Genomic DNA, 13,267 nt, shown 5'->3' with positions numbered 1-13,267 from the left:
TTTTTTATCTAGAGCGAACTAATCAATTAAGTCTCTTGCCAGATAAGGATTTAGTCGATTTATGCCCCCCTATCGAACCATAACAAGTAACGAAGAGCCCATAATTAGAAGCAAAGCACTCATTAAAAACATGATTAACCTAGAATTCACGGAAGAAGAAAAGAACTCACTGTATTATGAAAGATTTCATCATCCCCATCCCCGGGTTCAACTGAAGATGGAAGTTCTCTGGTTAAAAAGCCAAAAGATACCGCACCAAAAAATTTGTCAGTTAGCAGGAATCTCGCCAAATACCTTATTAACCTATCTTCGAGATGAGCAAGAGGGCGGAATAGAAAAATTAAAAGAAATCAACTTCTATCGCCCTAAAAGTGAATTAGAGTCTCAAAAAGAAACCCTCAAAAAATACTTCGAGAAAAATCCACCAGCCACAATAAATGAAGCTGTGTATAGGATAGAAGAATTGACGGGAATAAAACGAAGTCCTACCCAAGTGAGAAAATTTTTAAAATCAATGGGAATGAAATGTTTAAAAGTAGGTTCTCTTCCTTCTAAAGCTGACCCAGATGAACAAGAGGACTACAAAGAAAAAAAGCTAGAACCCAGACTAAATGAGGCAAAAGAAGGAAAAAGGGCTGTTTTTTTTGTTGATGCCGCTCACTTCGTCATGGGAGCATTTCTCGGTTTTGTTTGGTGTTTTGAGAGACTTTTTGTTAAGTCACCGAGCGGGCGTAAACGCTTCAATGTTTTAGGAGCATTAAATGCAATAACTCATGAAGTTATTCTGGTAACATATGACACTTATATTACGGCAACTCAAGTCTGTGAACTCTGGTCAAAAATAGCTGCTTTAGGACTAATGATTCCCATCACTCTAGTCTTAGATAATGCCCGCTATCAAAAATGTAAAATTGTTGAAGAATTGGCTCTTTCTTTGTCAATAGAGCTGCTCTATCTGCCGTCTTATTCACCTAATCTAAATTTAATTGAAAGGCTGTGGAAATTGGTCAAAAAGAAATGTTTATATGGTAAATATTATGGGCTCTTCGTTACCCTTTATGCTAAATCAACATACAAGATGCCAAGATAACATACTTCTAACCCAAAAATTCCGAAAGTTTCTAAAGCCATAGCCTCTCCGTTTTATTAGTTTAAGTTTATTGTTGATTCCCTCGACCACCCCATTCGTTGTCCTTCGCTCGAAATAACTAATTATTTCTCCAAACCAGTTTCGGATTGTTTGACAACTCTTGGTAAAAACACTGGAGGATTTTGCCAACCATTCCGAGATGGATAGCAGTCCTTCTGTCGGATTCTCTGAGGTTTCATAAATCTTTCTAAATTCTTCCTTTAACTCGTGCATCTTTTTCAAATTTGGGAAATTTTCTTTGATAGCTTCTAGTTTGATTTTTTGAGTTTCCGTTAAATCTTTTTCATTTTTTAACAAGCTATATTTACTTCGCTTTAAAACTTCTAGCTTCGCTTCTTTTTCCGCTTTCTGTTTTTTATTTTTCTGCGCTTCTACGGCTCTTTTTTCTGCTTTTCTTTGTTCGTCTAACTCTTGATTAATTTGTTTCATTACATGGAATCTATCGGCGACTACCTCGGCCGATGGCATCAATTCTTTCACCAAATTTTTATAGGGCAACCAAAGGTCTATGCTGACTTCTTCAATTTGCTCTAACACCTCTTTTCCCCACCCTGTAAGCGTTTCCCTCAATTCTTCTTGTGTTCGCTTCTCTAGAATAGCTATTAGTTTTCCCGTATCTAAATTTACTAAAACCGCACAGTAATTTTTTTGTCCTTTGACTAGAGCGATTTCGTCAATTCCTAGTCTTTTTAATTTCGATAGGTCTGTCTCTGTAATTTCTTCAGCTATGTCCTCTATCATTCTTTGAATCTCTTCTTCCGTTACGTCATTTCTTCGACTAACATTTAAAATATCTCCTTCTTTTAATTGTTCGAGTATATTCTCGGCTAGTCTTTTCGTATAGGTTCGTTTCTTGGCGACAAAATCTAACTCTTCGCTAAAGGGTTTCTGACAATTATCGCACTTAAATTGACGACGATTAACCTGTAGGTACACTGGTTGTCCTGAGATTGGTAAATCTTTGACTAAATGTCGATGATTTTGGTGGAGTTTATCGCTCTCTAACCCACAACGAGGACAGGTTGCTTTTTGATTTTTCGATTCGATTCGGCAAACTATACCGATATTTTCTAGGTGTAGATAGCCTTGAATACAGGTTCCTTTTAGGTTCAAAAATTTGTCAAGTATCATAAGTAAAATAATCTCGTTTTTGGCTATTATATCAAATCTTAACTCAATTGTCTATCTTTTGGTATTAACCTGTTTGTGCCTTAAGTCCTTCCCTGTATGGATTTCAGCTACTTTTGAGCGTAGGCGCTCTCATCGAATTTTATTTTAAGTTAATTATTTGCATAACAATTCCCGAAGAGCCATATTATGAAAACTTTTCTGACTTTTCTTCAGCCATTTATGAATGTTTGAATGATGCCCATCTGAAACATAAAAAAGAACTGGATTCCTTGCTGACTCTACGATTTCAGAAGTTTAATAAATCTCAGATTATGAACGTCTAAAGTATACAAAGAATAGAGAGCGAAAGCATCAGCAAAATTACTGGTTGTGGGTTACTCTTGATATATGGTCCAACAAATCGATCTGGGCAGGCTTGCCGACTTTACCAACAAGTTTTGTTAGCCTCGGAGGAAAACTACCGGCTTTCAACTGGGGCAAGATTAGACGGGGTAAAAAGCCCTTTTCTAATTTGGGGACAATTTTTGTCAGCGATTGTATCCTATTAACTATCGTTATTATTTAGAGCGTCATGGGAAAAGTCATCGGCATCGACTTAGGGACAACCAACAGTTGTGTTGCGGTACTCGAAGGAGGTCAGCCGATTATAGTTCCTAACTCGGAAGGGGGAAGGACAACTCCTAGTATCGTGGGATTCGGCAAAGGCCAGCGCCTAGTGGGACAACTGGCCAAACGTCAAGCGGTCACTAATGCCGAAAATACCGTCTATAGCATCAAACGCTTTATCGGTAGGCGCTGGCAAGACACCGAGGTAGAAAGGGGACGAGTTGCCTATCATTGCCAACGCGGTCGCGATGATACCGTCAATATCAAAATTCGCGATCGGGAATTTACCCCCCAAGAAATCTCGGCCATGATCCTGCAAAAATTAAAGGCCGATGCTGAGGCCTATCTGGGAGAACCGATTAACGAGGCCGTGATTACAGTTCCCGCCTATTTTACCGATGCCCAACGTCAGGCCACTAAAGACGCGGGGATAATCGCAGGACTAGAAGTATTAAGAATTATTAACGAACCCACCGCCGCCGCCCTAGCCTACGGTTTAGATAAACAAAACGAAGATCAACATATCCTCGTTTTTGACCTAGGGGGAGGAACCTTCGACGTTTCCATCCTGCAACTGGGGAAGGGAGTCTTTGAAGTGAAAGCCACCGCCGGCAATAACCATCTTGGGGGGGACGATTTTGATAACCTCTTAGTGCGGTGGCTGGTGGAGAACTTTCAAAGCCAAGAAAACATCGATCTGTCCAGCGATCGCATGGCGATCCAAAGACTGCGAGAAGCCGCCGAAAAAGCCAAAATCGAGCTTTCTAGCCTGATTACCACCTCGATCAATCTCCCCTTCATCGCCGCCGACGAAACTGGCCCTAAACACCTAGAATTGGAAATAACTCGCACTAAATTCGAGGAATTAACCAGAGAATTAGTGGGAAAAACCCTGGAACCCGTACAACAGTCCCTCAAAGATAGCGAACTGCAGCCTAGCGATATCAATCGTGTCATTCTCGTGGGCGGTTCCACCAGAATCCCCGCCGTACAGCGATTAATCTCCCGTTTCTTTTCTGCAGGCCAGATCGATCGCTCTGTTAACCCCGATGAGGCCGTTGCTTTGGGGGCAGCGATTCAAGCGGGAGTTTTAGGTGGAGAAGTAGAAGATATCCTCCTCCTCGATGTCACCCCCCTTTCCCTCGGCATTGAAACCCTCGGCGAAGTCTTTACCAAAATTATCGATCGCAATACCACTATCCCCACCAGTAAATCTCAGGTTTTCTCCACCGCTGCCGATGGTCAAACTTCGGTGGAAATTCATGTTCTGCAAGGGGAAAGGGCCATGGCCCGGGATAATAAAACCCTCGGTAAATTTCTCCTGACGGGAATTCCTCCCGCCCCTAGGGGTATGCCACAAATCGAAGTAGCCTTCGAGATCGATGTTAACGGCATCTTGAAAGTGGCCGCCAGCGACCAAGGCACCGGCAAAGAACAAAGCATTTTAATTAGTCATACTGGAGGGCTGAAACCGAACGAAATTGAAAAAATGCGCCTAGAAGCCGAAAAATACGCCGAATTTGATCGCGGTCGTCTGCAAATGATCGATATTCGCCAGCAATGCGATAGTCTTTTCTATAGCTACGAAGTCACCCTCAGGGAAAACAGCGAGTTAGTTGCCCCCGATATCCGGCAACTGGCCGACCAGAAGCGACAACAGTTGGAAATCGCCCTGCGCGACCCTTCCATATCCCCAGAAAAGCTAAAAACCATCCTGGAAGAATTTCGTCAGATTGTCCTCGAAATCGGTACCCGCATCTACAGGGGTAAACAAGAGGACACCCAAATCCTCAACGGTACTGGTTTTGAATCGATCAATGTCACCGAAAAACTGACCCGACCCACCCGCATCCGGACCACTCCCCCCAATATCTTCGCCGACGGGCAAACCTTCTCCCACACTAGAACCAGAACCTATAGTAATCTGGAAACTAAATTCAGCGAATCGGGCAGTGATGATCACCCCTACGATGGCGAAGAAATGAGTGCCAGTGACTACGAGGCCGTAGATTAAAAAGTGATCAGTGACCAGTAATCAGTAATCAGATGTGAGTTTTCAGCTTTTTTCTCCCCTTCTCCCCACACCCCACGCCCCACTTTCTCCCCACTTCCCCACTCCCCCACACCCCACTTCCCCACTCCCCCACTTCCTTACCAAAAAAATAGTAGGGATAACCCAACTAAACTATTATGTATAGTTTGTTAAAGTAACAACTAGACTTAAACTTTATTTATAAATTGCCAGCAGAACCATAGCCCCCTATGCCCACTGATTACTACGAAATTCTAGGTGTCTCGCGAGATGCGGGCAAAGAAGACATCAAACGCGCCTATCGTCGTCTCGCCCGAAAATACCATCCCGATGTTAACAAAGAACCAGGAGCCGAGGAACACTTCAAAGAAATTAACCGCGCCTACGAAATTCTCTCGGAACCGGAAACCCGCAATCGTTATGACCGCTTTGGTGAGGCCGGGGTTTCTGGAGGTGCTGCCGGTTTTGATCCCGACAATATGGGCGGTTTCGCCGATATATTTGAGACAATCTTTAGTGGTTTTGGGGGCATGGGCGGCCAAGCAACGGCCCGCCGACGCACAGGCCCTACCCGGGGCGAGGATCTACGTCTCGATTTTCGACTAAAATTCCGCGAGGCGGTCTTTGGCGGCGAAAAGGAAATCCGCATCCGTCATCTGGAAACCTGTCAAACCTGTAAAGGCAGTGGGGCCAGACCTGGGACCAGTTCTCGTACTTGTACCACTTGCAATGGTGCTGGCCAAGTACGTCGCGCCACCCGTACTCCCTTCGGTACTTTTGCTCAGGTTTCGGTCTGTCCCACCTGTGACGGCGCTGGCGAAGTGATCGAGGAAAAATGCGACGTTTGCGGCGGTTCCGGACGTAAACAGGAAACCAAAAAACTGAAAATTACCATCCCCGCGGGGGTTGACAACGGCATGAAATTGCGCGTTGCCCGGGAAGGTGACGCAGGACTTAAAGGCGGGCCGCCGGGGGATTTATTCGTTTATCTAACCGTGGAAACAGATACAGAATTTCAACGGGAAGGCAATGATATTAAATCGAATATCTCGATTAGTTATATCCAAGCGATTTTAGGATGTACTATTAAAGTTAATACGGTAGATGGCCAAGAAGACCTGACTATCCCTGCCGGTACTCAACCGAACACCGTACTGATTTTAGAAAATAAGGGGGTTCCTAAATTAGGCAATCCCGTCAGTCGCGGTGATCATCGCATTACCGTTAAAATCTCGATTCCTACCCGTGTCACCGGAGAAGAACGGGATTTACTGGAAAAATTAGCAAAAGTTCGCGGGGAAACCGTGGGGAAAGGCGGCATCGAGGGATTTTTAGGTAATATCTTCCATAAATAGGGCAGGCTGAATAAATCTAAAAATCTTGTCGGTTAACGGAGGCAGGGGGCGGTCGGCGGTCGGCAGGAGTCAGTATTCAGGAGTCAGGAGATAGGAGATTATTTTATTTATTCTCCCCACACCCCACACCCCACACCCCACACCCCACACCCCACACCCTGCCCCTAGGAGAAACTTTTTCAGCAAACCCTAAATAATTATGACTTTAGACCTGCGCGGCACTCCCTGCCCAATTAATTTTGTCCGGACAAAATTGCAATTAGAGAAAATGACCGCCGGGGAACGGTTGGAAGTCTGGTTAGATGCCGGGGAACCGATCGAACAGGTTCCCACTAGCCTGACAGTGGAGGGTTATCAGATAGAATCGATCGAGGACCGAGATAGCTTTTTTGTTCTCAAAGTCTATCGTCCCGATTCCTAAATGGTAGATGCACAATTAACCGATTTATACGGTACAGTGGTGGCCGTACAGGCGAATTTCTATCAGGTACGCTTGGATTCTGCCGTTATGGGCGAGAATCTTCTCTGTACCCGTCGCGCTCGCTTGCAAAAAATTGGTCAATCGGTGATGGTTGGTGATCGGGTGCGTGTGGAGGAAGCCAATTTTGATGATCGGCAGGGTGCGATCGCAGAAGTCCTCCCCCGCAGTACCGAGATCGATCGGCCGGCCGTTGCTAATATCGAGCAGATTTTGCTAGTTTTTGCCCTTGCTGAACCCGTCCTCGATCCTTGGCTGATCAGTCGTTTTTTGGTGAAAGCCGAGTCCACAGGCTTAGAAATTGCCGTCTGTGTCAATAAAATTGATCTGGGGGAACCCGAACAAATAGATTTCTGGGGCGATCGCCTAGCTGCTTGGGGATACCGGCCTTTTTTTGTCAGTGTCGAGAAAAATCGGGGATTTGAGGCTTTATTGGCACAATTAAACCATAAAATCACTCTCTTGGCCGGTCCTTCGGGGGTGGGAAAATCGAGTTTAATTAATTGCCTAATTCCTGAGATTAACCAACGGGTGGGGGATGTGTCGGGAAAACTGCAAAAAGGTCGTCACACTACCCGTCATGTGCAGTTATTTGCTTTACCAAATCGGGGTTTATTGGCCGATAGTCCGGGTTTTAACCAACCTGATCTTAACTGTTTACCGGAACAATTAACTTTTTATTTTCCGGAAGTGAGACAGCGTTTAGCTTTAGGAAATTGTCAATTTAATGATTGTACTCACCGTCGGGAACCTAACTGTGTGGTGAGGGGAGATTGGGAACGTTACCAACATTATTTAGAGTTTTTAGAAGAAGCGATCGCACGAGAACAGTCATTACAGAAAACTAGCACAAAAGAGTCAAGTTTAAAGTTAAAAATTAAAGAAGCAGGTCAAGAAACCTACGAACCCAAGTTAGCCAATAAAAAATACCGTCGTCCTTCCCGTCGCGGCAAAAATCAAGATCAGGAACGCTACGAAAATAAAACTCTCCAAGATATTTATAATGACGATTCTGAATAGAATGGGTTCAGTTGGGTTTACGGCAGTTATCTTAATGGTGAGATACGAAGTTTTCCTTTTAGTATTCCCCACAATTACCATAAAAATTCTATTCACACCTAAATTTTGACTTTTGACTGATGCTGAAGTTGATGTTTTTAAGCATTATTGACCTTCTCACCTCTAAGAGCCGAAAATAAACAGAGACGACCCAAACCTAAGATTGCTGGTGAGAAGGTTTCTTGACTGGGGGACTCTAGATTGCAACCAGCAAATTCTTGCTGTATTTCTGTTAGAAAATAGGGCCAAATGGTTAAGAAAAAATTACCGCTAAAAATTATTTGATCGATGTCTTCAAGACTTTTTTGCTGTTTTTCTAACAAATCATTAATTTTTTGTCTTAAATTATCTAGATATGGTATAATGACCTTCTTATTTAAATCGCTGCGACTGACCGTCCAAGTATGACCGGCTAGAGAGGAGGTAAATTCGCTTTCTTCTTGCAGGATTAATTTGGTTAATCTAGCGGCTGCCAGTAAAGATTTTTTTAAGGGATTAGTATCGGTGAGATCGGAGCGGGAAAGAGGCAAAAAAGAACGCCAGAGAGGATAAATTAACTGAGAGAGTATGGCTCGTTCATAGGTGTTTTCCCCGTAGTTAAAATGGCTCAGAGCGATCGCTTGACGGGATAAAGAGCGAGTTTGCGGCGGGACTTCCAGCAGTGCTAAAGTGGTAGTCTCTCGTTTACCTTCGATCACCAGTAGGGTTTGGGTTTGGGGTTGGTCGCTAGTGGGAATATGGGCCAGAGCAGTAGCGATCGCTGTTTCTAGACTAGATAGGCGATCGGGGGGTATTAGTTGCGCGCTGAGAAGGGCTTTTTTCAGGTCATCCGTGGAGGTTTCCCCATCGTCGGTGATAATGATAGCTTCTAATCGCTCTAAGGCTTCCCAGAGCCAAGAATCGGTGCTAAAATCCCGATGAGATAGCCAACTAATTAGATATTCGTCCACCTGGGAGCAGGGTAAGCGATCGCTTGTTCCCGTTGCCAGACTCCAAGAAAGAGGATAAAAATCGATTAATCCTTGGCTTTCCCGAAAAAAGACGATTTTCACCCCCTCTGGTTGCACCTCCATTCCCAGGGACCAACGGGCAACTTCAGGGGTTGGAGCGGGCAACAATAAGGGAGAAAGCATCACTCTGGCCGATTCTAAATGTTGACGAGTGGCGATAATTGTCTCGGAAGTAACTTCTTGCGGGTTAACTAGAGACGAAATCACCCCAGAAAGAATCCGATCGATCTCGGTCAGTAGGGAGGAAAAATCCTGTTTATCGGTCACTGGATCATTAAAAATACCCACAACTTTCCATTGTAGAATCACCTGCCTAAAACGAACAAAATTTAAATATTAAACCATGGAAGAAAAACGCTATCCTGCGGAAAAATCAGCAGAGATTCAAAAATTATTGGATACAGCCACCTTATTGGTCGGTTTGCCCCCTGAAACCCTCGATCAAGTTACTTCTCATGCTGTCACCCGAACTCATCCTGCTAATCGGGCGATTTTATTAGAAAATGATTGGGGTGGTTCGGTTTACTTTATTCTGGATGGTTGGGTGAAAATTCGTACTTACGATAGGTCGGGTAAAGAAGTCACCTTAAATATCGTCGGTAAAGGGGAAATAGTCGGAGAAATGGCCGCTTTAGACAAATCTACCCGCTCCAGCGATGCTATCACCTTAACCACGGCCACAATTAGCAGTATTCCCGCCCAAGATTTTGTTAATCTGCTCAAATCGGAACCTTTAGCGGGAATTCGTCTTTCTCAGTTAATGGCCAAGCGTTTGCGTCAACTTAACCGGCGTTTACGTTTGCGCGAGGCCGATAGTCTCTCCAGAGTGGCCGATACTTTACTCTTTTTAGCCGAAGGTCAAGGAGAAAAAAGCGGTCAGGGTGCGATAATTCCTAATCTACCTCACCGGGAGTTGAGTAGTATTAGTGGACTTGCCCGGGAAACTGTGACCCGCTCCTTGACCAAATTGCAGAAAAAAGGCCTGATTCAACGACAGCAGGAATCTCTCTGTATTCCCGATCTGGCCGCTTTAGAAAAAGCGATCGCCTAAATTCAGTTATCAGTTATCAGTTATCAGTTATCAGTTATCAGTTATCAGTGATCAGTGATCAGTTATCGGTTATCATACTAAATCCGGTTATTAAAGACTGATTATCTATTCCTCCTTTTGCATGAGTGCCTATCTTCACTAGGAAATTTATTTTGCACGACTACTTATGACTGAAAAATTAACCGGTTTTGGAGTGGTGCTGGTGACAACGGCCAGCGAAACGGAAGCGGAAAACTTAGCGATCGCCTTACTTAACGATCGCCTAGCCGCTTGTGTCAGTATTTACCCGATGCGTTCCATTTATCGTTGGCAGGGACAGATTGAAAACGAGAGCGAATGGCAATTAGTGATCAAAACCGATTTAAAGCAGTTTGAGCAGTTATCGGCGAAGATACAGGAACTTCATAGCTATGCCGTCCCAGAAATCATCGCTTTACCGATTGTGGCGGGTTCACAGACCTATTTAGACTGGTTAGCCTCCCATACAGGTGGGGTGTCAGAATAGACCAATCGGCAACTTGAGCGAAAAAAATCTATATAATTCTTAATAAACTATCTCAGGAAGCGCAAAAAGTTTTAATCTAGATGCTGATTAAATTTTTAAACATCTGGTTTTAAGACCGATCGCCTCCACGATTGGAGAACTCAGCACATCGTCAAGGGAGATAGTTAAAATCCAATGAGTCTTAAGGCAAGCGGTGGCAGCTCCTTAGCGCGTCCCCAACTCTATCAAACCGTCCCAGTATCTGCCATTACCCAAGCAGAACAACAAGACCGCTTTCTCGATAAACCCGAACTCAACGAACTGATCGCCTACTTCCAATCGGGGAGCAAGCGTTTAGATATTGCCCAAACGCTCACCCGGAACTCCGATCTGATCGTCTCGCGGGCAGCTAACCGGATTTTTACCGGTGGTTCACCCATGGCCTATCTAGAAAAACCCCCCGTGGAAGAATTGGCCCTGGTGGGTGCGGGTAAAGTTATCAACGTCCAGGAAGGGATGAAATTAGGAACCGTTACCTACGCTGAAAGCGGGTCTGGTGGCGGTAGTGGCATCCTCGGTGGCTTAAAGGGGATTTTCGCCTCTAGCGGCCCGATTCCCCCCGGATTCCGACCGATTAACGTCTCTCGTTACGGTCCGAGCAATATGCAGAAGTCCCTCCGGGATTTATCCTGGTTCCTGCGTTATATTACCTATGCGATCGTGGCTGGTGATACCAGTATCCTGATCGTTAATACCCGCGGTTTAAGGGAAGTTCTCGAAAATGCCTGTTCTATTGATGCCACCATCGTGGCCCTACAGGAAATGCGGGCCGCTTCGATCGAGTATTTCCAGAGAGACAAGGATGCGGCCACTTTAATCAGTGACTATTTCAATATCCTACTAGGGGAATTAAAAGCCCCCACCCCTCTAATAAACTGCGTCAGCGTCCCAGTAGTGACCAACAGGGTTTAAGTCTTCCCCAAAGCTACTACAATGGTGCCGAAAAACGGCAAAAGTTTGTCATGAAAACCGGTTTATCGGAGTCGGAAAAATCTTCGATTATCAAGGCTGCCTACAGACAAATTTTTGAACGGGACATCACCCGCGCCTATAGTCAGTCCATTTCTGACCTAGAATCGAAGGTGAAAAACGGCGACATCTCGATGAAAGAATTCGTCCGTCGTCTCGGTAAATCGCCTCTCTATCGTAAACAGTTCTTTGAACCTTTTATCAATAGTCGCGCCCTAGAATTGGCTTTCCGTCATTTCCTCGGTCGCGGTCCTTCCTCCCGGGAAGAAGTGCAGAAATACTTCTCGATCGTCTCTAGCGGCGGTTTAGCGGCCTTAATCGATGCTTTAGTCGATTCTCAGGAGTATTCTGACTATTTCGGCGAAGAAACCGTTCCCTATCTCCGTGGTTTGGGTGCAGAAGCGCAGGAATGTCGTAACTGGGGGATGCAGATTGACCTGTTTAACTACAGCGCACCTTTCCGCAAAGTTCCCCAATTTATCACCACCTTTGCTAAATACGATCGCCCCTTACCGGATCAGCACGTTTACGGTTCTGGAAATGACCCCCTAGAAATCCAATTTGGGGCAATTTTCCCGAAAGAAACCCGGGAACCTAGTTCTAGTCCCGCTCCCTTTGGTAAAGATAGCAAACGTATCCTCATCCACCGCGGACCTGCCACTAATAACCAAAATAGCAACCCCGGCGCCCGAGGTGAATTCCCCGGTACTTTGGGACCGAAAGTTTTCCGTCTCAATAACGAGTTACCCGGTTCTAGCAATGGGGTGAGCGTTAAATTTGGCGAAAGTTCCACCCAAAGAGTGATTTTAGCGGCTTATCGTCAGGTTTTCGGTCGAATGCCCTACGAAGGTCAGCGTTTATCCGTGGCCGAGATTAAGTTGGAAAATGGCGATATTACTCTGCGCGAGTTTATCAAAACCCTAGCTAAATCCGAGACTTTCCGGAAAATCTACTGGACTCCTCTCTATGTGGTAAAAGCGATCGAATATATTCACCGTCGTCTGCTCGGTCGTCCCACCTACGGTCGTCAGGAAATGAATCAATACTTCGATATCTGCTCGAAAAAAGGCTTCTATGCTTTAATCGATGCCATTATCGATAGTCCTGAATATACGGAAGCTTTTGGCGAAGATACGGTTCCCTACGAGCGCTATCTAACTCCCCAAGGGATGCAGTTACGGATGGTGCGTTTGGGCAATCTCCGCGAAGATATCGGCCAAAGAGTTGATAAAGAGGAAACCCCCCGCTTTATTGAATTGGGTACACCTTCGATCTCGATTCGCACTGAACCCGATATTCAATCTCGTGTCGGTCAAGGTGTCACGGTTCAACGGGAACAAACTAAGGTCTTTAAACTGTTAACTAATCTCGATAAAGTTGCCGTACAAAATACTGTTCGTGCTGCCTATCGTCAGATTTTTGAACGGGATCTCGAACCCTATATCATCAATGCCGAATTTACCGCTTTAGAGAGTAAATTAAGCAATGCTGAGATCACGGTGAAAGAGTTTATTGAGGGTTTAGGTGGTTCGGATCTTTACCTGAAAGAATTCTATGCTCCCTATCCGAATACGAAAGTAATTGAATTGGGAACCAAGCACTTCTTAGGTCGCGCTCCCTTGAATCAAAAAGAAATCCAGAAATATAACCAAATTCTGGCAACTCAGGGATTAAAGGCCTTTATTGGTGCCATGGTTAATAGCATGGAATACCTACAATTATTTGGTGAAGATACGGTTCCCTATCGTCGTTTCCCGACTCTACCAGCTGCTAATTTCCCCAATACGGAACGGTTATACAATAAGCTGACTAAACAGGACAGTGAACTGGTTGTTCCCAGTTTTAAACCGGTAGTTAAGGTCGGTGGCTAATTAGTCCTTGA

Annotated in this window: 8 protein-coding genes and 3 pseudogenes; 9 read left to right on the top strand and 2 right to left on the bottom strand. The window is 44.8% G+C overall.

The annotated features are described in order from the left end of the window. Positions 1 to 130: 130 nt before the first annotated feature. Positions 131 to 1,048, top strand: a pseudogene (locus VL20_RS11440) (IS630 family transposase); the annotation flags it as partial. An 18-nt stretch (positions 1,049 to 1,066) separates the two neighbouring features. Here VL20_RS11440 and VL20_RS11435 read toward each other — a convergent pair. Then, positions 1,067 to 2,281 carry an ISL3 family transposase gene (locus VL20_RS11435; protein ID WP_052276573.1) on the bottom strand — a complete coding sequence of 405 codons (1,215 nt, stop codon included), beginning with the start codon at positions 2,279 to 2,281 and terminating at the stop codon, positions 1,067 to 1,069. Between the two features lie 182 nt (positions 2,282 to 2,463). Here VL20_RS11435 and VL20_RS28220 point away from each other — a divergent pair. The 5 genes and pseudogenes from VL20_RS28220 to rsgA all read left to right on the top strand — a co-directional run. Next, a pseudogene (locus tag VL20_RS28220) lies at positions 2,464 to 2,604 on the top strand (IS630 family transposase); the annotation flags it as partial. Positions 2,605 to 2,852: 248 nt separating this feature from the next. Beyond that, entirely contained in the window at positions 2,853 to 4,901 is a 2,049-nt protein-coding gene (dnaK, locus tag VL20_RS11430) for a molecular chaperone DnaK (protein WP_052276572.1), read from the top strand. A gap of 248 nt (positions 4,902 to 5,149) precedes the next feature. After that, on the top strand, positions 5,150 to 6,274 hold the full coding sequence (gene dnaJ, locus VL20_RS11425) for a molecular chaperone DnaJ (protein WP_052276571.1): 1,125 nt from the start codon (positions 5,150 to 5,152) through the stop codon (positions 6,272 to 6,274). Between the two features lie 199 nt (positions 6,275 to 6,473). Next, positions 6,474 to 6,695 (top strand): sulfurtransferase TusA family protein, encoded by a 222-nt coding sequence (locus VL20_RS11420; protein WP_002738399.1) that lies wholly within the window; start codon positions 6,474 to 6,476, stop codon positions 6,693 to 6,695. Continuing rightward, complete coding sequence (rsgA, locus tag VL20_RS11415) at positions 6,696 to 7,772, top strand: small ribosomal subunit biogenesis GTPase RsgA (protein ID WP_052276570.1); 1,077 nt, start codon at positions 6,696 to 6,698, stop codon at positions 7,770 to 7,772. It begins immediately after the preceding gene. Between the two features lie 137 nt (positions 7,773 to 7,909). On the opposite strand, the gene VL20_RS11410 is transcribed toward rsgA, so the two are convergent. Further along, positions 7,910 to 9,109 carry an acetate and sugar kinases/Hsc70/actin family protein gene (locus VL20_RS11410; RefSeq protein WP_052276569.1) on the bottom strand — a complete coding sequence of 400 codons (1,200 nt, stop codon included), beginning with the start codon at positions 9,107 to 9,109 and terminating at the stop codon, positions 7,910 to 7,912. 55 nt (positions 9,110 to 9,164) lie between these two features. On the opposite strand from VL20_RS11410, the gene VL20_RS11405 reads away from it, so the two are divergent. The 3 genes and pseudogenes from VL20_RS11405 to VL20_RS11395 all read left to right on the top strand — a co-directional run bounded on the left by VL20_RS11405 (position 9,165) and on the right by VL20_RS11395 (position 13,256). Beyond that, positions 9,165 to 9,872 (top strand): Crp/Fnr family transcriptional regulator, encoded by a 708-nt coding sequence (locus VL20_RS11405; protein WP_052276568.1) that lies wholly within the window; start codon positions 9,165 to 9,167, stop codon positions 9,870 to 9,872. Between the two features lie 166 nt (positions 9,873 to 10,038). After that, positions 10,039 to 10,377: a divalent-cation tolerance protein CutA gene (gene cutA / locus VL20_RS11400; RefSeq protein WP_052276567.1), complete on the top strand. Its 339-nt coding sequence runs from the start codon at positions 10,039 to 10,041 to the stop codon at positions 10,375 to 10,377. A gap of 174 nt (positions 10,378 to 10,551) precedes the next feature. Next, a pseudogene (locus tag VL20_RS11395) lies at positions 10,552 to 13,256 on the top strand (phycobilisome rod-core linker polypeptide). Positions 13,257 to 13,267: the final 11 nt, after the last annotated feature.

The organism is Microcystis panniformis FACHB-1757 (assembly GCF_001264245.1).
GTDB lineage: Bacteria > Cyanobacteriota > Cyanobacteriia > Cyanobacteriales > Microcystaceae > Microcystis > Microcystis panniformis.
This window is presented reverse-complemented; position numbering and strand designations above follow the sequence as displayed.

Bases quoted from the DNA above. Each gene is read 5' to 3' on its own strand.
- VL20_RS11435 (WP_052276573.1), bottom strand. From the start codon at position 2,281: ATGATACTTGACAAATTTTTGAACCTAAAAGGAACCTGTATTCAAGGC.
- dnaK (WP_052276572.1), top strand. From the start codon at position 2,853: ATGGGAAAAGTCATCGGCATCGACTTAGGGACAACCAACAGTTGTGTT.
- dnaJ (WP_052276571.1), top strand. From the start codon at position 5,150: ATGCCCACTGATTACTACGAAATTCTAGGTGTCTCGCGAGATGCGGGC.
- VL20_RS11420 (WP_002738399.1), top strand. From the start codon at position 6,474: ATGACTTTAGACCTGCGCGGCACTCCCTGCCCAATTAATTTTGTCCGG.
- rsgA (WP_052276570.1), top strand. From the start codon at position 6,696: ATGGTAGATGCACAATTAACCGATTTATACGGTACAGTGGTGGCCGTA.
- VL20_RS11405 (WP_052276568.1), top strand. From the start codon at position 9,165: ATGGAAGAAAAACGCTATCCTGCGGAAAAATCAGCAGAGATTCAAAAA.
- cutA (WP_052276567.1), top strand. From the start codon at position 10,039: ATGACTGAAAAATTAACCGGTTTTGGAGTGGTGCTGGTGACAACGGCC.